This window comes from Stenotrophomonas sp. FBCC-B152 (assembly GCF_059134105.1).
Genome location: NZ_CP101442.1, coordinates 1,201,733 through 1,220,978 on the forward strand (window position 1 = coordinate 1,201,733; position 19,246 = coordinate 1,220,978).

The window sequence follows — 19,246 nt, forward strand, 5'->3', positions numbered from 1 at the left end:
ATAAACCGATATGGCCTGGGGGATAGGCAAAGGGCAGGGGTAGCCCGGCACGGATGTGACGCGGGCATCAGAACGCGCTGATGGGGAAACTACTTCCTTGTTATCGCTTGACCCCGTCGCTAGGCTGGCCCCGGTTTGCAGCGTTTGGACGAAGGTGGGTGGGATGACGATTCGAGTGTATCTGGTGGACGACCACGCGCTGGTGCGAACCGGCATGAAGATGATCCTGTCCAACGAGACGGACATCGAAGTGGTGGGTGAAGCCGAATCCGGCGAAGACGCGCTGCCTGCGATCCGCCAGCTGCGCCCGGACGTGGTGCTGTGCGACCTGCACCTGCCCGGCGTGAGCGGAATGGAAGTCACCGAACGCGTGGTCCGGGGCGACCACGGCACCCGCGTGGTGATCGTGTCGGTGCTGGAAGACGGCCCGATGCCCAAGCGCCTGCTTGAAGCCGGTGCCTCCGGCTACATCGGCAAGGCCTGCGACGCCCAGGAACTGCTGCGCGCCGTGCGCGACGCCGCGCTCGGCCGGCGTTACCTGGGCAGCAGCATCGCCCAGAACCTGGCCTTGTCCAATGTCGAAGGCAGCCAGTCGCCGTTCGACAGCCTGTCCCCGCGCGAACTGGAAGTGGCGCTGCTGCTGACCCAGGGCCTGCGCCAGGAAGACATCGCCAAGCGCCTGAGCCTGAGCGCCAAGACCGTCAACACCCACAAGGCGCGCCTGTTCGAGAAGATGGGGATCCACGACAACATCGCGCTGGCGCGCATGGCCAGCCAGTACGGCCTGGTGGATCCGGCGCGGCCGATGTAAACGCGAGCGTCCGGAGCGCTTCGTTTGGGCTTAAACGTCGGTAGAGGCGTGCAGGGCGGTCGGTGCCCCGGTTTCGGATGCTTGTGCCGCGCTGCGCGCGGTGTCCACGCAGGGCGTGGACCTACGAATTGTTACGTGCGCAGGACGATCACGTAATCAAAAGCAACCGCGGGCAGCGACCCGCGAGTTGCCCAACGTAATCCGCCAACCGCGTAGAGCCACGCCCTGCGTGGCTGCGCGATCTTCGTAACCTCAGCGCGAGCGCACCCGCGCGACGATCTTCGCGGCCTGGGCCGCGCTTTCGCGCACCTTGTCCCACTCGCCGTTCTCGATCCAGTTGCCCGGCACCATCCACGAGCCGCCGATGCAGACCACGTTCTTCTGCTCCAGGTACTCGGCCGCCGTGGTTTCCGTGATGCCGCCGGTCGGGCACAGCTTCAGGTCCGGAATCGGACCGGCCAGGCCCTTGATCATCGCCAGCCCGCCCACCGCCGAGGCCGGGAACAGCTTGCACACCCGGAAACCGCGCGCATACAGCGCCAGCAGCTCCGTCGGCGACGCCGCACCCGGCACCACCGGCAACGGCGCTTCCGCCAGCGCATCGGCCATGAACGCCGGCGTTCCCGGCGTCACCAGGAAATCCGCCCCGGCATCAACGGCCTGCTGCATCTGCTCCACCGTCAGCACCGTGCCCGCACCGACCACCACATCCGGCAGCTCGCGCTTGAGCATGCCCAGCGCCTCCATCGCGATCGGCGTGCGCAGCGTCAGCTCGATGGCCGGCAGGCCACCTTCCAGCAACGCCGCGCTGACCGCGCGCGCCTGGTCAAGCGTGTGCACGGTAACCACCGGCAGGATGCCTGCCGCAAGCAGCAGGGTTTCAGCGCGTTTCTGGTGTTCGGCAATGCCCATGAACATTTCTTCCTGTTGATACCAAATTCGCCGACGCCAAAGAGGCGCCGCAATGTGTAGTGAGGCAGCGGCGGGCGTCCCCGTAGGGACCGTAGAAAACATGGATGTTTTCTACGAGCCCCCATGGATGGGTTCACGGCGTGTCCCGTAGGGGACCCCCGCCGCTGCCTCACCCAAGCAGGCCCAACCGCCGCTCTTGGCGGTACAACCGTCAGGCGTCCTTCGCCTCATGCGGCGCAAGCGCAGCAGCAGCGTCATTCCCGAGCTCATACTCCGCGTCGTAATTCCACATATCACCGTCGTCCGCAGCCGGTCCGCACGAAATAGAGATCGCGCCCTGGTCAGCCGGACCCACCAGACGGCGGTTCATCGCGAACAGGTTGCGGCCCAGATCGTGCGCCGCCGGTGCCGTGTTCGGCGCCTGCTCGCGCGCTGCCCATTCGGCCGCGTCCACCAGCACCTCCAGCGTGCCCGCCTCACCATCCAGCCGGATGATGTCGCCCTCGCGCACCCGTCCCAGCGGACCACCGCGCGAGGCTTCCGGCGTCATGTGGATCGCCGCCGGGAACTTGCCCGACGCGCCCGACAGACGACCATCCGTCACCAGCGCCACCCGCCGGCCCTGGTTCTGCAGCAGCCCCAGCAACGGCGCCAGCGAATGCAGCTCCGGCATCCCGTTCGCACGCGGCCCCTGGTAACGCACCACCGCCACGAAATCCTGCGGCAGCATTCCCGCCGCATGCAGCTTGTTCAGCACCTGCGGCGCATCCACCACCACCGCCGGTGCCTCGATCGTCCGGTACTGCGGCTTCACCGCCGACAGCTTGATCAGCGAACGGCCCAGGTTGCCGCGCAGCAGCCGCAGCCCACCCTGTGCCTCGAACGGCTCGGCTACCCCGCGCACCACCTCACGGTCCGCGCTCTCGGCAATGCCCTCGATCCACGTCAGCGCACCCTCGCGCAGCGCCGGATCCTGCGTGTACTGGCGCATGCCACCTTCGGCCACCGTCACCAGGTCCGCGTGCATCAGCCCCGCGTCCATCAGCTCGCGGAACACGAACGCCGTACCACCGGCCGCCGCGAAACGGTTCACGTCCGCCTCGCCGTTCGGGTACACCCGCGCCAGCAGCGGCACCAGCTGCGACAGCTGGTCCATGTCATCCCACGTCAGCACGATGCCCGCCGCCCGCGCCACCGCGATCCAGTGGATCGTGTGGTTGGTCGAACCACCCGTGGCCATCAACGTGACCACCGCATTGACGATCGCGCGCTCATCGATCAACCGGCCCAGCGGCCGGAAGTCATCGCCCAGCGCACTGATTTCCAGCGCACGCACCGCCGCATGGCGGGTCAGTGCATCGCGCAGCGGTGTTTCCGGATTCACGAACGACGCGCCCGGCAGCTGCACGCCCATTGCTTCCAGCAGCGTCTGGTTCGAATTGGCCGTGCCGTAGAACGTGCACGTGCCCACCCCGTGGTACGACGCCGCTTCGGCTTCCAGCAGCTCCTCGCGCGTGGCCAGGCCTGCCGCATAGCGCTCGCGCACCTCGGCTTTCTGCTTGTTCGGGATGCCCGGCGTCATCGGCCCGGCCGGCAGGAAGATCGCCGGCAGGTGGCCGAAGGCCAGCGCGCCGATCAGCAGGCCCGGCACGATCTTGTCGCACACGCCCAGGTAGACCGTGCTGTCGAACATGTCATGGCTCAACCCGATCGCCGTGGACTGCGCGATGACATCGCGCGAGAACAGCGACAGTTCCATGCCGCCACGGCCCTGCGTGACCCCGTCACACATCGCCGGCACGCCGCCGGCGACCTGCGCCGTCGCGCCGACCGAACGCGCGGTCTCGCGCAGGATCTCCGGATAGTGCTCGAACGGCTGGTGCGCCGACAGCATGTCGTTGTAGGCAGTGATGATGCCCAGGTTCGGCGTGACCCCGCCGCGCAGGCGGCTCTTGTCGGTCGGGCCACAGGCCGCGAAGCCGTGGGCCAGGTTGCCGCAGCTCAGGCGCGAACGGAACGGACCGTCGCGCAGCGCGGCGTCGATGCCCGCCAGGTACGCAGCGCGCGAGGCGACGCTGCGCTGGACGATGCGCTCGGTGATGGCATGGAGTTTGGGGTGCAGGCTCATTGGCTACCGGCTATGAGAGGGCGAACGGAATGACAGCGGCATCGAATCAGTCGCACCAGTGGATGCGCAGCTTCGGGCGGCCATCGAGATCGATCGCGTTGAGAATGGGATACAGCGCTGCGTTGTTGCTTTCCAGTGCCTGCTTGAGCACTTCCAGCTTCTGCTTGCCACGCAGCAGCAGCAGCCGCTGGCGGCACTGGCGCATGCCGTGCGGCGTCAGTGTGATGCGCAGCGGCCACTGGTTCGATCCGGGGCAACCCGTGGCATCCAGCGCGGCGTAGGGCAGGGTGCTTTCCAGCGCGCGGGCCAGGTCCTTGGAGCCTGGGAACAAAGAAGCCGTATGCCCGTCATTGCCCATGCCGAACACGGCCAGCGACGGTGCCTCGGTGTGCTGCGCCTGCAGGTTGGCGGTGTAGACGCATTCCGGCAACGGCTTGCCCACCCGCACCAGCGGATCGAAGTGCGCGCCCTCGGCGCGGTTGAGCAGGCTCTGGCGAACCAGCCATGCATTGCTGTCGCGGTCCTGCGGTGACAGCCAGCGCTCGTCGACCAGGCTCACTTCCACCCGGTCCCACTGCACGTCCAGTTCGGCCAGCGCCTGGTACACCGGCGCCGGCGTGGTGCCGCCGGACAGCAGCATCCGGGCCCGGCCCGCAGCGCCGATGTCATGGTTGAGGATCTGCGCCATTTCGGCGGCGATCGTTTCGATCCACGCATCGGCATCGGTGTGGCGGATCAGGGTGAAGCGGTTGGTTTCTTCAAGTGCATTCATGCGGCGCCTCCTGGCAGGTCGCGTTCGAGATCGGCCGAGTAGGCGGCCGCGCCCAGCAGGCCCGCGTGCGGGTGCATCACCGCCAGCGACGGCACCCGGGCCATGATCGACGAGAACCGGCCCTTGTGTTCGAAGCGCTGGCGGAAGCCGGAATGCTGCAGCGAATCGAGCATCTTCGGTACCAGCCCGCCGGTCAGGAATACGCCGTCCCATGCGCCCTGGATCAGCACCAGGTCGCCGGCAATGGCGCCGAACACCGCGCAGAACAGGTCCACCGTGCGCATCGCCTGGGGATCGCCGTGCAGGGCGCGCGCGGTGACGTCCACCGGCTGCAGCTGGCCCGGGTCGACATCGGCCATCTCGCACACCGCGCGATGGATGTTGACCAGGCCCGGCCCGCAGATCAGGCGTTCATTCGAGACCCGGCCGAACTGCTCGGACAGGATCTCCAGGATGCGGATCTCCTCCGGCGTGCCGGGCGGGAAGCTGACGTGGCCACCTTCGGTTTCCAGCGGGTAGCAGCGGCCGTGGCGCAGGATCAGCCCGCCCACGCCCAGCCCGGTGCCCGGGCCGATCACCGCATAGTTGCGCGGCTGGCCGGGCTGGCCCGGCACCCACGCCGCGCCACCGACCTGGACCACGTCCTGCGGCTGCAGCAGCGAGATCGCCATCGCCTGCGCGGCGAAATCGTTGATCAGGTGCAGGTCATCGAAGCCGAGCATGTGCGCGGTGCGCATGCGCGAGATCACCCACGGGTGGTTGGTGATGCGCGCCTCGTCACCATCGACGCGGCCGGCCACGGCGAACACGCCGCGGCGTGCTTCGGCACCGATCTGCTCCAGGTAATGCCGCGCGGCATCGCCCAGCGACGGGAAATCGGCCACCACGAACTCGCGGATGCTGTCCTTGAGCAGCGGCGCGGCCAGGCTGGTGTCAGCCAGTGCGAAGCGGGCGTTGGTGCCCCCGATATCGGCCACCAGCGCCGGTTGGGTCGACACCGTCATGCGCGATCCTTGCGGTTGGCCTCGGCATCGACGTCGGCGGGCAGGAAGCCGAACGCCTGTTCCGGGCCCCATTCGCCGGCCGGGTAGGGCTGCAGCGGCAGCTGCGCTTCCTTCCAGGCATCGCTGACGCTGTCGATCCAGGCCCAGGCCGCGCGCACTTCATCGTCGCGCACGAACAGCGCATGGTTGCCGTTGAAGGCATCCAGGAACAGGCGCTCGTACGCGATGCGGCGGTGCAGGCCGGTCGGCACGGACAGTTCCAGCTCCAGCGGGTGCAGTTCCAGCGCGCCCCATTCCGGGCCGGCCAGGCTGCTCATCAGGCCCAGCTCGATGTTTTCCTGCGGCTGCAGCTGGAAGGTGATGCGGTTGGGCGTGGCGTTGGCGCGGTCGGGACGCTCGAACAGCCAATGCGTGACCGGCTTGAGGTTGACCACCACGCGGGTGGTGCGCTCGGCCAGGCGCTTGCCGGTGACCAGGTGGAACGGCACGCCGGACCAGCGCCAGTTGTCGATATGCGCGGTGACCCCGGCGAACGTTTCCACATCGCTGCCTTCCGGCGGCTGGTAGGCCTGCGCGGGCTGGCCGTTGATGGTGCCGGCGGTGTAGCGGCCGCGCACGCTGTCGCGCGCCGCATGCTTGGCATCCAGCGGGCGCAGGGCGCGCAGCACTTTGACCTTCTCATCGCGGATGCGGTCGGCTTCCAGCGACGCCGGCGGTTCCATCGCCACCAGGCACAGCAGCTGCAGGATGTGGCTCTGGACCATGTCGCGCAGCGCGCCCGAACGCGCGTAGTAGGCGTCGCGGCCATCCACGCCTTCGCTTTCGGCGACCAGGATGTGCACCGATTCGATGTAGTTTCGGTTCCACACCGCTTCGAGCAGCGTGTTGCCGAAGCGCAGTGCGATCAGGTTCTGCACCGCCGCCTTGCCCAGGTAGTGGTCCAGGCGGAACACGCGGTCTTCGTCGATCCACTGGCCGATGGTGGTCAGGATCTGTTCGGCGCTGGCGCTGTCGCTGCCGATCGGCTTTTCCAGCATCAGGCGCGCCGGCGCGGCCAGTGCGCCACCCAGGGCCAGGCCCTCGCAGGTGGAGATGTACAGGCCCGGCGGAATGGCCAGGTAGCTCACGCATCTGCGATCCACCAGGTCGCTGACCGAGTCGGCCACCGACTGCGGATCACGCAGGTCCACCGAACGGTAGTCGATGCGGTCCAGCAGCGACTGGATGTCGTCCAGGCTGGCCGCCGGCATCGCCTGCTGCAGGCGCGGGCGCAGGATCTGGCGGAAGGCGTCGGTGTCGTGCGGGGACAGTGCCAGTGCGCGGACTTTGAAGTCTTCCGGCAGCAGGCCATCGCCCAGCAGGCGCAGCAACGAAGGGAACAGGTAGCGCTGGGCGAGGTCGCCGGTGGCGCCAAACAGGAAGAGGGTATCGTGCATCGCTCGAGTTTCAGATCCGGGTGACATCGTTGTCAATCGCTTCTCGTCTATGTTCTCGGGGGTCAGGCTGGCCGCGGTGTCCGGTTGCTGCAGTCGCAACATGAACAGGCGCGGGCCCGCCCATCATGGGGCATGACACGCCCCGACAGCGACGCGGTCATGACCGACCATTGGATACTGCCACGTGAAAACGTTTACATGGCAGAATGAGCAGACTGTATTCGATTGCAGTGGTCGCCGTCATGCGGCACCACGCCATCGACCTGCCATCGGGAGGGCCGAAGGCAGTTCCGCATCAACAGCCCGGCAGCGGGCGGACTGGAATGGGTGATATGGCAAAAGTGCAGTTGCAGGGCGTGCGCAAGGTGTACGACAACGGCCAGGTGGCCGTCCAGGGCGCGACCTTTGAAGTAGCCGATGGGGAATTGATGGTCCTGGTGGGACCGTCGGGGTGTGGCAAGTCGACCCTGCTGCGCATGGTCGCCGGCCTTGAGGAAATCAGCGGTGGCACGCTGAGCATCGGCGACCGCGTGGTCAACGACGTGGCGCCGAAAGACCGCGACATCGCCATGGTGTTCCAGAGCTATGCGCTGTACCCGCACATGACCGTGGCCGAGAACCTGGCCTTCGGCCTGAAGCTGCGCGGCCACGACAAGGCGACCATCGCCAAGCGCGTGAACGAAGCAGCGCAGACGCTGGGCCTGACCGAGATGCTCGACAAGCTGCCCAAGGCGATGTCCGGCGGCCAGCGCCAGCGCGTGGCGCTGGGGCGTGCGCTGGTGCGCGAACCGGCGGTGTTCCTGCTCGATGAGCCGCTGTCGAACCTGGATGCCAAGCTGCGCCACAGCGTGCGCACCGAAATCGCGCAGCTGCACCGCAAGCTGGGCACCACCATGATCTACGTGACCCATGACCAGGTCGAGGCGATGACCCTGGGCCAGCGGATCGTGGTGCTCAAGGACGGGGTGATCCAGCAGATCGACACGCCGATGGCGCTGTACGACCGCCCGGCCAACCTGTTCGTGGCCGGCTTCCTCGGCAGCCCGGCGATGAACGTGCTGCGCGGCACGCTGGAACGCGGCGAAGGCGGGATGGTGGTCAGCGAGGCGGCGCTGCGTGCGCCGCTGGGCGAGGCGACGATCGATCCTGCGTGGATTGGCCGCACGCTGGCCGTTGGCGTGCGCCCGGAGCACCTGCAGCCGGCTGCGGCGGGCGATGCCACCGCGTTCGAGGCCACCATCGATGGCATCGAACCGGTCGGCAACGAGATCTTCGTCAACATGACCCACGGCAACCAGGCGCTGGTGATGCGCGTGGCACCGCAGGCCTTGCCGGCGGTGGGCGGCACCATCCGCGTGGCGATCCAGCCACAGGGGCTGCATTTCTTCGATGCCGAAACCGGCGAGCGCTTGAACCACGACGTGTGATGCGTCGTGGTGCCCAATGGAATGATGATCGGTAGAGCCACGCCCTGCGTGGCTGCGCGACGCGCCCGGCTGGCCTAGCGGGCCAGGCCTTCCAGCAACGGAACGCCATGCGCTTCCATGCCGCCAACGCTCAATGCGCCCTCGGCCATCTCCAGCGGCAACACCGCCAGCGCCAGGTCCCCGGCCACGCTGGCCACGGTGCCCACCGCCGCGCCGTTCTGCTCGACCTTCGCCCCACTGGCGCTGCCATCGGCCACGCGCAGCAACTGCAGGGCGCGCTTGGCCTTGCCCAGGAAATGGGTGCGCGCCACGATTTCCTGGCCCGGGTAGCAGCCTTTCTTGACGCTGTAGCCGTTCAACCGGTCCAGGCCCAGCTGCTGCGGGGTCCACTGTTCGCGCTGGTCGGCGGCCAGGCGCGGCACGCCATAGCGCAGGTCGGACTGGCGCCAGGCCAGGTCGAACGCGGCATCGGCCGGCGCTGCATCCGCCGGCGCGGGGGCGATCTTCAGGGTGCGCGGCAACGCATCGCTGCCCACATCCAGCTCCAGTGCATCGCCCTCCAGCGCAATCGCTGCGCCAGACGCCGCTTCCGGCGCGGTGAAGCTGCCGGCCACCGCCAGACCGGTGCGCACCTCGATCTTGACCTTGCGGCGGAACACGAAGCGCTGTAACTGCGACGCAATCGCATCGGCGTCGCCATCGGCCAGCACCAGCAGGACATGTTCTTCGTCCAGCCGAAGCAGCTGAAACACAGCAAGGGTGCGGCCCTTGGCGCTCAGCCAGGCGCTCCACTGCCAGTGCCGCAGGGGCAGGGCAGTGACATCGCTGGCGAACTGGGCATGGGCGAACGCCGCCGCTTCCACACCGCGCAGGCTGAGCAGCGCGTGACCGGAAAGGCGCGGAAAACCACTGAAATCGAAGGGTAGGTTGTCAGGCACGTGAACGGGGTCTAAAATTTGTGCGTTGCGAGACCACCCATGATAGGCCAAACAACCCCCACTCCCGATATCGATCCTGAAGCCCCGCTGGTACCGGAGGAGCAGCCGCTCGCCGATACGCCGGTGGTGCCTGTGGAGATCGGTGGCCGCGGCGGACTGGATCCGGTGCGGTATGGGGATTGGGAAAAAAACGGACGCTGCATCGATTTCTGATCAGCATTGAGCCAACGCGGCAATTGTGCCGCCCAGCCGAGACAACGAGCCCAGCGAATGGCCGCCAGAGAACGTCCCCTTTCCCCGCACCTTCAGGTGTATCGCTGGCAGATTCAGATGGCCACCTCGATCCTGCATCGAGCCACCGGCATCTTTCTGTCTGTTGGAGCCCTGATCATCGCTGGCGGCCTGCTCGCCCTGATGATGGGTCCTGAATCCTGGAACTGCTTCACCGGCCACGCCGGCAGCTGGTATGGAAAGCTGTTCCTGTTCGCATGGACGTGGTCGTTTGCCTACCACCTGTGCAATGGCCTGCGCCATATCGTGCAGGACTTCGCGATCGGCTTCAGCATTCCCGCCTTCGTGCGCAGCAGCTGGATCTCGGTGTTCGCCAGCCTGGTGATCACCGCGCTGGTCTGGGCCTACGTCTTCCTCGGAGCCACCGCATGAGCAAGTTCCGTACCCCGCTCAAGAACGTGCGTGGCCTGGGCGCCGCCAAGACCGGCACCGAGCACTTCGTGATGCAGCGCCTGACCGCCACCGCGCTGGTCCCGCTGACCATCTGGTTCCTCATCTTCGTGCTGGGCCTGGTCAACGCTGATTACGTGACCGCCGCCGACGCGGTGTCCAAGCCGTGGAACGCGGTGCTGCTGGTGGGCTTCCTGGTGGCCATGTTCTGGCACGCCCAGCTGGGCCTGCAGGTCGTGCTGGAAGACTACATCCATAATTCGTTGCTGGCCCTGGCGCTGCAGACCACGGTGAAGTTCATTGCCGTGCTGGGCGCGATCGTCAGTGTTTTTGCGGTCGCCCGCATTGCGCTCGGCGTTGCCTGAGTCAGGCACCAAGACAGGAATCCAGAGTAGATGTCCGCTTACAAGATTACGGAACACAAATACGACATGGTCGTGGTGGGCGCCGGCGGCGCTGGCCTGCGTGCCACGTTCGGCCTGGCCGCCAAGGGCCTGCAGACGGTCTGCCTGACCAAGGTCTTCCCGACCCGTTCGCACACCGTGGCCGCGCAGGGCGGTATTTCCGCCGCGCTGGGCAACATGGGTGAAGACGACTGGCGCTACCACTTCTTCGACACCATCAAGGGCTCGGACTGGCTGGGCGACCAGGACGCCATCGAATACATGTGCCGCGAAGCGATTCCGGCCATCATCGAACTGGAACACTACGGTGTGCCGTTCAGCCGTACCGAAGACGGCAAGATCTACCAGCGCCCGTTCGGCGGCATGACCACCAAGTACGGCGAAGGCCCGTCCGCGCAGCGCACCTGCGCCGCCGCCGACCGTACCGGCCACGCCATGCTGCACACGCTGTACCAGCAGTCGCTGGCGCACAACGCGCGCTTCATGATCGAGTACTTCGCGCTCGACCTGATCTTCGATGAGGAAGGCGTCTGCCGCGGCGTGCTCGCGCTGGACATGGCCGACGGCTCGCTGCACCTGTTCCGCGCCCATGGCGTGGTGCTGGCCACCGGCGGCTACGGCCGTGCCTACTTCAGCGCTACGTCGGCCCACACCTGCACCGGCGACGGCGGCGGTCTGGTCATGCGTGCCGGCCTGCCGATGCAGGACATGGAGTTCGTGCAGTTCCACCCCACCGGCATCTACGGTGCGGGCTGCCTGATCACCGAAGGCGTGCGCGGCGAAGGCGGCATCCTGCGCAACAGCAACGGCGAGCGCTTCATGGAGCGCTACGCACCGCATTACAAGGACCTGGCCTCGCGCGACGTGGTGTCGCGTTCGATGACCATCGAAATCCGCGAAGGCCGCGGCGTCGGCGAGCACAAGGACCACATCCTGCTCGATCTGACCCACCTCGGCCCGGGCGTGATCGACGACAAGCTGCCGGGCATTGCCGAAAGCGCGCGGATCTTCGCCGGCGTGGACGTGCACAAGCAGCCGATCCCGGTCATCCCGACCGTGCACTACAACATGGGTGGCATCCCGACCAACTACCACGGTGAAGTGGTGCGCAAGGTCGGCGACAACCCCGATGCCGTGGTGCCGGGCCTGTACGCCATCGGCGAAGCGGCCTGCGTGTCGGTGCACGGCGCCAACCGCCTGGGCTCCAACTCGCTGCTCGACCTGGTCGTGTTCGGTCGTGCGGTGGCCAACCGCTGCGCCGATACCATCAAGCCGGGCCAGCCGCACAAGACCCTGCCGTCGGATTCGTGCGACAAGGCGCTGGGCCTGCTGGACAAGCTGCGTTACGCCAACGGCGACACCCCGACCTCGGTCATCCGCGACCGCATGCAGCGCACCATGCAGAACGACGCAGCGGTGTTCCGTACCAGCAAGACGCTGGAAGAGGGCTGCGCCAAGATGTCGGAGATCTTCGACTCCTTCCAGGACGTCAAGGTGTCGGACCGTTCGCTGGTGTGGAACTCGGACCTGATCGAAACCTACGAGCTGAACAACCTGCTGCTCAATGCGGTGGCGACGATCAACTCGGCCGAACAGCGCAAGGAAAGCCGCGGCGCGCACGCGCACGAGGATTTCCCGGACCGCGACGACGTCAACTGGCAGAAGCACACGCTGGTCAACGTCGACGACAACGGCAAGTGCAGCTTCGATTACCGCCCGGTGCACATGTACACGCTGAGCAAGGACGTGGACGTGGTCCCGCCCAAGCCGCGCGTCTACTAAGCGCCATGCGGATCGACTTCCTCACCTTCCGAGCCAGCCGCGCCTGCCCTGCAGCGCGAGCCGCCTGAGCCAACGAGAACAGCCATGGCCGAGTTTTCCCTCCCCAAGAATTCCAAGATCGGAAAGGGCAAGCACTTCCCCGCCAAGAGCGGCACGAAGAACGCGCGCACCTTCAAGATCTACCGCTGGAGTCCTGACGACGACAGCAACCCGCGGACCGATACGTACGAGATCGATCTGGACACGTGCGGCCCGATGGTCCTGGACGCGCTGATCAAGATCAAGAACGAGATCGACCCGACCCTGACCTTCCGTCGTTCGTGCCGCGAGGGCATCTGCGGTTCGTGCGCGATGAACATCGACGGTACCAACACGCTGGCCTGCACCCGCGCCATTGCCGACTGCGGCAAGGCCGAAGTGCCGATCTACCCGCTGCCGCACATGAGCGTGATCAAGGACCTGGTACCGGACCTGACCCACTTCTACGCGCAGTACGCCTCGATCAAGCCGTGGATCCGCACCCAGACCCCGCCGCCGCCGGACCGTGAGCGCCTGCAGTCGCCGGAAGACCGCAAGAAGCTGGACGGCCTGTACGAGTGCATCCTGTGCGCGTGCTGCTCGACCAGCTGCCCGAGCTACTGGTGGAATGGCGAACGTTACCTGGGCCCGGCGATCCTGCTGCAGGCCTACCGCTGGATCGTCGACTCGCGCGACGAAGACACCGGTGCGCGCCTGGACGACCTGGAAGACCCGTTCAAGCTGTACCGCTGCCATACCATCATGAACTGCGCCCGCACCTGCCCGAAGGGCCTGAACCCGGCGCTGGCGATCGCCGAGATCAAGAAGCTCATGATGGCGCGCCGCGCCTGATTTCTTCGCGGAAATGATCGAAACCGGCGAAGCCACGCATTGCGTGGCTTTGCCATATCTGGGAACCCGAAATGGACGAAGCCACCCTCCTCAAGAAGCTCCGCTGGCGCTGCCGCCGCGGCATGCGCGAACTGGACCAGCTGTTCGAGCGTTACCTCGACCGCCAATGGGCCACTGCACCGACCCACGAGCGCGAGGTTTTCCTGCGCCTGCTCGACTGCGAAGACGATAAGTTGTGGCGTTGGTTCATGGGTTACGAGGAATGCCCGGATGCCGATCTCGCCGCCCTCATCGCCCGGATCCGCGCCCTGCCGGCTTGAGTGGCACCCCTCGCGCTGGCAGATCGCCGCGCACGTACTGTTTGCTCTGCTGATGCCGTGGGTAGCCACGGCCAGCGCGCTGCCGGGCGCCGCGCAGTGGCCGCTGGGCCTGGCGGCCGGGGCAGGGACGGCCTGGCAGGGCTGGCGGCATGCCCGCCGCCGCCCGCGTGCCTTCGTCATCCCCGCCGGTGACGCCCCGGCCCTGGTCGATGGCCAGCCGGTGGATGCCCTTGCACTGCATGACCGCGGCCCGCTCCTGCAGCTCAGCTGGCGCCAGCACGGCCGCCGCCAGGCCTGCCTGTTCTGGCCCGACACCCTTCCACCGCCGCGCCGACGTGAACTGCGACTGGCGATCCAGGCCCGTCCCATTCCGCGTTCACCTCCGTGATGGCACCATAGGCTGAATTGACCGGCGTACCTGCATGTTCAAACCCATACCAGTAGCCATCGGCCTGCGCTACCTGCGGGCCAAGCGCCGCAACGGCTTCATCTCCTTCATCTCCATGGCCTCGATCCTCGGCATCGCGCTGGGCGTGACCGTGCTGATCACCACGCTGGCGGTGATGAGCGGTTTCCAGAAGGAAATCCGCGACCGCCTGCTGCAGATGACCGCGCATACCACCATCACCGCCGACGGCGCGCCCATGGCGAACTGGCAGCATGCGGTGGACGTGGCCCACAAGGATCCACGCGTGGCCGGCGCCGCGCCGTACATCGAGATCCAGGCCATGCTCAGCGGCGCCCGGGTGCAGGGGGCCATCGTCCAGGGCATCGACCCGGCGCTGGAGCCGGCGGTGTCGGTGATCAACACCAAGCTCAAGAAGGGCAGCTTCGACAGCCTGAAGGAAGGCAGCTACAACCTGCTGGTCGGCCAGGAACTGGCGATCTGGCTGGGCGTGGACGTCGGCGACACCGTGCTGGTGACCCTGGCCGAAGTACAGGGCACTCCGATGGGCGCGATGCCACGGCTGAAGCGCTTCACCGTGAGCGGCATCTTCGAGGCCGGCTACAACGAAATCGACCGCGGCGTGGCCTACGCCAACATGGCCGACCTGGAGCGCGTGCTGCGCATGGACGGGGTCACCGGCGTACGCCTGAAGCTGCATGACATGGACAAGGCGCTGGACGTGGGCGTGGACCTGGCCCACAACCTCAGCGGCGGCTACCGGGTCAGCGACTGGACCCAGCAGAACGCCAACCTGTACCACTCGCTGCGCATGGAAAAAGTGGTGATGGGCATCCTGCTCTCGCTGATCATCGCCATGGGTGCGTTCAACCTGGTGTCCTCGCAGGTGATGCTGGTCACCGACAAGCAGGCCGACATCGCGATCCTGCGCACCCTGGGCCTGACCCCGGGCGGGGTGATGCAGGTGTTCATGGTGCAGGGCTCGCTGATCGGCATCTTCGGTACCGTGCTCGGCGTGGTCGGCGGCATCACCCTGACCTTGAACCTGGAGCGCATCCTCGGCGCGATCGAGACGCTGTTCAACGTCAAGCTGCTGCCCGAAGACGTGTATTACATCACCGGCCTGCCGACCGACATGCAGACCCCGGACATCGTCATCATCACCGTCATCGCGCTGGTCATGAGCTTCCTGGCGACCCTGTACCCCGCGTGGCGCGCTGCCCGCACCCAGCCGGCGGAGGCCCTGCGCTATGAATGAGCCGATCAACCGCGGCGACGAAGTGATCCGCGCGCAGGGGCTGGCCAAGACCTACGCCGAAGGCCGCATGCAGACCCCGGTGTTCAACGGCCTGGACCTGAGCGTGGCCGCCGGCGAGACGGTGGCCATCATCGGTGCCTCCGGCGCCGGCAAGAGCACGCTGCTGCACCTGCTGGGCGGACTGGATACGCCGACGGCCGGCGAAGTGTTCGTGGCCGGCAACCAGATGTCGTCGCTGTCCGACAGCCAGCGCGGCCGCCTGCGCAACCGCGCGCTGGGCTTCGTGTACCAGTTCCACCACCTGCTGCCCGAATTCACCGCGCTGGAAAACGTGATGATGCCGGTGCTGCTGGGGGGCGAGGAGGTGGCCGATGCCCGCTCACGCGCGAAGGCGCTGCTGGAATCGGTGGGCCTGGGCCATCGCCTGGAGCACAAGCCGGGCGAGCTGTCCGGTGGCGAGCGCCAGCGGGCCGCCGTGGCCCGTGCGCTGGTCAACCGCCCGGCCTGCGTGCTGGGCGACGAACCCACCGGCAACCTGGACGACAAGACCGCCGCCACCGTGTTCGAGCTGATGCTGGACCTCAACCGGGCCCACCACACCAGCCTGGTGCTGGTGACCCACGACCGCAGCCTGGCGCGCAAGCTGGACCGGGTGCTGGAACTGCGCGAAGGCCGGCTGCACGCCCTGGCCCACGCCGAGGTCTGAGCTGGCAGCTGAACAGCCGCCAGCCCGTGCCTGCGGGCCGGCGGCGGCGGGTGCATGATCGCCTTGTTCCCCATCGCGGAGGTGCCATGAAGACGCTTATCGCCATCGTTGCAATGGGCCTGGTGCTGGCCGGTTGCGCCACCGGCCGGCTGACCAGCGCCGAACGCCTGGAGCTATATCGTGCCCACGCGGGCCCGCCGCAACCGTCGATGCGCTACTTCGGCTCGCTCAACGGCTGGACCGAGCTGGGCGACAGCGCGCTGGCGGTGTGGACCCGCCCCAGCGAGGCCTACCTCATTGAGCTGCGCGGTCCGTGCTACGGGCTCAGTTACGCCACCGCGATCGGGCTGACCAGCCAGACCGGCCAGGTGTCATCGCGCTTCGACCGGGTGCTGGTCCGCGATCCCAACCACGGCCCGAGCGTGCCGTGCTTCATCGGCTCGATCCGCCCGCTCGACGTCAAGGCGCTGCGCTCCTCGGAACAGGAAATGCGCCAGGCGCAGGTGCAGGAGCGCGAAGCGGGGCAAACACCGCCGGCGGAATGATGGGGCCCCGATCAGGCCTCGGGAACGAACCCGGCCGGCTTCTCGGCGCCACCGCTGAACAGGTACTTGACCAGTTCTTCCTCCAGGAACGCGCGATGCTTCGGATCGCGCGGCGACAGCCGGTTTTCGTTGATCAGCATCGTCTGGTGCGCCAGCCACGCGGCCCAGGCGGTCTTGCCGATGCCGTTGAAGATGCGCTGGCCCAGCTCGCCGGGATACGGCACGAAATCCAGGCCGTCGGTGTCGCGTTGTTCGTACTGGCAGAAAACGGTGCGGGGCATGGGCTACTCGATGTTCTTCAAGGTCGTTGCAGCACGTAGTTTACGGCGTGCGGCGGGAACGGGCGGAACACTGCCGTTTTCAAGCAGCTTGCGGATCGGTGCAGGCAGGCCCAGGCTGGGCAGCTCCTGCACCGGGACCCAGCGCAGGCCAGGGTCGTCACTGCGCAACCCGTCCACCCGCCGCGCGAGGATCTGCAGGTGCAGGCGGTAGTGGCTGAAGGTGTGCTGCAGCACCGGCAGTTCCTCGGCATCTTCCAGCGAACCGCGCACATGCGCATCGAACCAGTCCTGCAGCGCGGCGCCGCTGTCGGCCTGCGGCAGCGTCCACAGCTGTGCCCAGATGCCGGTGTCGGGGCGCTTCTGCAGCAGCACCCGGCCCTGTGCATCGCGCAGCAGCAGCGCCACCGCCTCGCGTTCGGGCAGGACCTTGCTGGGCTTCGGGGTGGGCAGCTGCTCGCTGCGGCCTTCGCGGCGCGCTACGCAGTCGTCCTGCAGCGGGCAGATCACGCAGGCCGGCCGGCTGCGGGTGCAGACCGTGGCGCCCAGGTCCATCTGCGCCTGCGTGTAATCGGCCAGGCGGCCGCCGGGGACATGCTCCACGTGCAGCTGCGCCAGCGCCCACAACACCTTCTCCACCGCCGGCAGGCCGGGGAATCCCTCGATGCCGTGGTAGCGGGTGAGCACGCGCTTGACGTTGCCATCGAGGATGGCGAAGCGGTCGTTCCAGGCCTGGCTGAGGATCGCGCCGGCGGTGCTGCGACCGATCCCGGGCAGGGCGTGCAGTGCATCGACGTCGCGCGGCAGCTCGCCGCCGTGCAGCGCGACACAGCGCTGCGCCGCGGCATGCAGGTTGCGCGCGCGGGCGTAGTAACCCAGCCCGGCCCACTGCGCCATCACCGCGTCGTTGCTGGCGGCGGCGAGGTCGGGCAGGGTGGGGAACACGCCGAGGAACTTCAGGAAGTACGGAATGACCGTGGCGACCTGGGTCTGCTGCAGCATGATTTCCGACAGCCACACCCGGTACGGCGTGCGCGGATGCTGCCAGGGCAGGTCATGCCGGCCATGGCCGTCGAACCACGGCAGCAGCCGCTCGACGAACGCGTCGGCGATGGCGGGCGCCATCAACCGCCCAGCGCTTCCGGCAGCAACGCATCCACGAACGCTTCCGGGTCGAACACGCGCAGGTCTTCCGGGCGCTCGCCGATGCCGGCGAAGCGGATCGGAATGCCGAATTCGCGCGCCAGCGCGAACACCACGCCGCCCTTGGCGGTGCCATCCAGCTTGGTCACCACCAGGCCGGTCACGTTGACCGCGGCATGGAACTGGCGCAGCTGCGAGAGTGCGTTCTGGCCGGTGGTGCCGTCGATGACCATCAGCACCTCGTGCGGCGCGCTTTCATCGATCTTGCCCAGCACGCGACGGATCTTGCCCAGCTCGTTCATCAGCCCGCCCTGGGTATGCAGGCGGCCGGCGGTATCGGCGATCAGGACTTCGGTGCCGCGCGCCTTGCCGGCCTGCAGCGCATCGAATGCCACCGAGGCGGCATCGGCGTTCTGGCCCTGGGCCACCACGGCCACGCCGTTGCGCTCGCCCCAGGCCTGCAGCTGCGCCACGGCGGCGGCGCGGAAGGTATCGCCGGCGGCCAGCATCAGGCTGTGGCCATCGTCCTTGAAGCGCTTGGCCAGCTTGCCGATGGTGGTGGTCTTGCCGACGCCGTTGACGCCCACGGTGAGGATCACGAACGGCTTGGCGCTGCGGTCGATCACCAGCGGGCGGGAGACCGGCTGCAGGATCGCGATCAGGTCGGCACGCAGCGCCTTCAGCAGCGCGTTCGCGTCGGTGAATTCGCGCGCCTTCATGCGCTTGCGCAGGCCTTCCACCAGTGCGGTGGTGGCACCCACGCCGACATCGGCGGTGATCAGGGCGGTTTCCAGCTCATCCAGCAGGTCGTCGTCGAGCTTGGGGTTGCGGGAGAACAGGCCGCCGAAGCTGCGCGCGATGACGCTGTTGCGCAGGCGGTCGCGCCAGCCGGTCTTGCCGGGCGCGGCCGGAGCGGCCTCGTCGGCGGCGGCGGGCGAGGCCAGCGGCTGCGCGGCTTCCTGGACGATTTCGGTAGCGACCACGACCGGGGTGGGGGCGTGGATCGGGGCAGGCGGTGCTTCGACGGGGAGCACCGGGGCCGGAAGGTCGGCGGGCGCAGGTTGCCGGCCAACGGCCGGCGCTACCGGGGGCGTGTCCGGGATGACCGGTTCCGACGGAGCGGCAGCCGGTTCGATGGCCGGGGCCGCCGGTTCATCGACGGGCGCGGCCGACGGGAACGCCGCGGCCAGCTCTTCAGCCGAGTAGTGCTGGGTCTTGGGCGCGTCCTGCGGAGCGTCCTGGGGCTTTTTGCGACGGAAGAAGCTGAGCATTGGATTCGGCGCTGAAATCAGGGGGCTATGTTATCACCCGGGTCTGTGCGGCCCGCGTGGAAACGCGCGACACGGCGCGCACGACCAACGGTCGTGCGCTACCGCCGCCTCGAACCAGGCGGTAGGTACCCACCGTTGGTGGGTACGTACGCCG

21 protein-coding genes are annotated in these 19,246 nt (G+C 67.5%); 12 read left to right on the forward strand and 9 right to left on the reverse strand.

Annotated features, from left to right (window positions below; translation table 11 throughout):
- The first annotated feature begins 163 nt into the window (after positions 1-163).
- Positions 164-811 carry a response regulator gene (locus NMB40_RS05885; RefSeq protein ID WP_282248100.1) on the forward strand — a complete coding sequence of 216 codons (648 nt, stop codon included), beginning with the start codon at positions 164-166 and terminating at the stop codon, positions 809-811.
- Between the two features lie 252 nt (positions 812-1,063).
- Here NMB40_RS05885 and NMB40_RS05890 read toward each other — a convergent pair whose 3' ends face one another.
- From NMB40_RS05890 to zwf, 5 genes are all read right to left on the reverse strand, one after another.
- Entirely contained in the window at positions 1,064-1,723 is a 660-nt protein-coding gene (locus tag NMB40_RS05890; protein WP_494360436.1) for a bifunctional 4-hydroxy-2-oxoglutarate aldolase/2-dehydro-3-deoxy-phosphogluconate aldolase, read from the reverse strand.
- Positions 1,724-1,934: 211 nt separating this feature from the next.
- Positions 1,935-3,851 carry a phosphogluconate dehydratase gene (gene edd / locus NMB40_RS05895; protein WP_494360437.1) on the reverse strand — a complete coding sequence of 639 codons (1,917 nt, stop codon included), beginning with the start codon at positions 3,849-3,851 and terminating at the stop codon, positions 1,935-1,937.
- A gap of 46 nt (positions 3,852-3,897) precedes the next feature.
- Positions 3,898-4,623: a 6-phosphogluconolactonase gene (gene pgl, locus NMB40_RS05900; RefSeq protein WP_282248211.1), complete on the reverse strand. Its 726-nt coding sequence runs from the start codon at positions 4,621-4,623 to the stop codon at positions 3,898-3,900.
- Positions 4,620-5,627, reverse strand: coding sequence for a glucokinase (gene glk, locus NMB40_RS05905; RefSeq protein ID WP_282248212.1), 1,008 nt, complete (start codon positions 5,625-5,627; stop codon positions 4,620-4,622). Before glk ends, pgl begins: the two co-directional genes overlap by 4 nt.
- Positions 5,624-7,063, reverse strand: coding sequence for a glucose-6-phosphate dehydrogenase (zwf, locus tag NMB40_RS05910; protein WP_336618878.1), 1,440 nt, complete (start codon positions 7,061-7,063; stop codon positions 5,624-5,626). The genes glk and zwf overlap by 4 nt, the downstream gene beginning before the upstream one ends.
- Positions 7,064-7,395: 332 nt before the next feature.
- Between zwf and NMB40_RS05915 the strand changes: the two genes are divergently transcribed.
- Positions 7,396-8,490, forward strand: coding sequence for an ABC transporter ATP-binding protein (locus NMB40_RS05915; protein WP_494360438.1), 1,095 nt, complete (start codon positions 7,396-7,398; stop codon positions 8,488-8,490).
- A gap of 74 nt (positions 8,491-8,564) precedes the next feature.
- Here NMB40_RS05915 and ygfZ read toward each other — a convergent pair whose 3' ends face one another.
- A complete protein-coding gene (ygfZ, locus tag NMB40_RS05920) occupies positions 8,565-9,428 on the reverse strand; it encodes a CAF17-like 4Fe-4S cluster assembly/insertion protein YgfZ (protein WP_494360439.1) in 864 nt (287 codons plus the stop codon).
- A gap of 39 nt (positions 9,429-9,467) precedes the next feature.
- Here ygfZ and NMB40_RS05925 point away from each other — a divergent pair, with 39 nt between their 5' ends.
- The 10 genes from NMB40_RS05925 (at position 9,468) to NMB40_RS05970 (ending at position 16,400) form a co-directional block, all read left to right on the forward strand.
- Positions 9,468-9,641 (forward strand): DUF1674 domain-containing protein, encoded by a 174-nt coding sequence (locus NMB40_RS05925; protein ID WP_282248070.1) that lies wholly within the window; start codon positions 9,468-9,470, stop codon positions 9,639-9,641.
- A 57-nt stretch (positions 9,642-9,698) separates the two neighbouring features.
- Entirely contained in the window at positions 9,699-10,091 is a 393-nt protein-coding gene (sdhC, locus tag NMB40_RS05930; protein ID WP_282248071.1) for a succinate dehydrogenase, cytochrome b556 subunit, read from the forward strand.
- A complete protein-coding gene (gene sdhD / locus NMB40_RS05935; RefSeq protein ID WP_494360440.1) occupies positions 10,088-10,474 on the forward strand; it encodes a succinate dehydrogenase, hydrophobic membrane anchor protein in 387 nt (128 codons plus the stop codon). The genes sdhC and sdhD overlap by 4 nt, the downstream gene beginning before the upstream one ends.
- Before the next feature lie 30 nt (positions 10,475-10,504).
- Positions 10,505-12,295: a succinate dehydrogenase flavoprotein subunit gene (gene sdhA / locus NMB40_RS05940; protein ID WP_282248073.1), complete on the forward strand. Its 1,791-nt coding sequence runs from the start codon at positions 10,505-10,507 to the stop codon at positions 12,293-12,295.
- Between the two features lie 84 nt (positions 12,296-12,379).
- Positions 12,380-13,165 carry a succinate dehydrogenase iron-sulfur subunit gene (locus tag NMB40_RS05945; RefSeq protein WP_282248074.1) on the forward strand — a complete coding sequence of 262 codons (786 nt, stop codon included), beginning with the start codon at positions 12,380-12,382 and terminating at the stop codon, positions 13,163-13,165.
- 71 nt (positions 13,166-13,236) lie between these two features.
- Positions 13,237-13,485: an FAD assembly factor SdhE gene (locus tag NMB40_RS05950; RefSeq protein WP_494360441.1), complete on the forward strand. Its 249-nt coding sequence runs from the start codon at positions 13,237-13,239 to the stop codon at positions 13,483-13,485.
- Positions 13,486-13,537: 52 nt separating this feature from the next.
- Positions 13,538-13,873: a hypothetical protein gene (locus tag NMB40_RS05955; RefSeq protein WP_494360442.1), complete on the forward strand. Its 336-nt coding sequence runs from the start codon at positions 13,538-13,540 to the stop codon at positions 13,871-13,873.
- Positions 13,874-13,907: 34 nt separating this feature from the next.
- The gene (locus NMB40_RS05960) at positions 13,908-15,149 is read left to right on the forward strand and encodes a lipoprotein-releasing ABC transporter permease subunit (protein WP_282248077.1); all 1,242 of its coding nucleotides are present in this window, start codon (positions 13,908-13,910) and stop codon (positions 15,147-15,149) included.
- Positions 15,142-15,855: a lipoprotein-releasing ABC transporter ATP-binding protein LolD gene (lolD, locus tag NMB40_RS05965; protein ID WP_068851023.1), complete on the forward strand. Its 714-nt coding sequence runs from the start codon at positions 15,142-15,144 to the stop codon at positions 15,853-15,855. The genes NMB40_RS05960 and lolD overlap by 8 nt, the downstream gene beginning before the upstream one ends.
- 86 nt (positions 15,856-15,941) lie before the next feature.
- Complete coding sequence (locus tag NMB40_RS05970; RefSeq protein ID WP_282248078.1) at positions 15,942-16,400, forward strand: DUF6491 family protein; 459 nt, start codon at positions 15,942-15,944, stop codon at positions 16,398-16,400.
- Positions 16,401-16,411: 11 nt separating this feature from the next.
- On the opposite strand, the gene NMB40_RS05975 is transcribed toward NMB40_RS05970, so the two are convergent.
- From NMB40_RS05975 to ftsY, 3 genes are read right to left on the reverse strand one after another with little or no spacing between them, the layout of a single operon-like run.
- Positions 16,412-16,681, reverse strand: coding sequence for an oxidative damage protection protein (locus tag NMB40_RS05975; RefSeq protein ID WP_214901428.1), 270 nt, complete (start codon positions 16,679-16,681; stop codon positions 16,412-16,414).
- A gap of 3 nt (positions 16,682-16,684) precedes the next feature.
- Entirely contained in the window at positions 16,685-17,803 is a 1,119-nt protein-coding gene (gene mutY, locus NMB40_RS05980; protein ID WP_494360443.1) for an A/G-specific adenine glycosylase, read from the reverse strand.
- On the reverse strand, positions 17,803-19,092 hold the full coding sequence (gene ftsY / locus NMB40_RS05985; RefSeq protein ID WP_494360444.1) for a signal recognition particle-docking protein FtsY: 1,290 nt from the start codon (positions 19,090-19,092) through the stop codon (positions 17,803-17,805). Before ftsY ends, mutY begins: the two co-directional genes overlap by 1 nt.
- Positions 19,093-19,246: the final 154 nt, after the last annotated feature.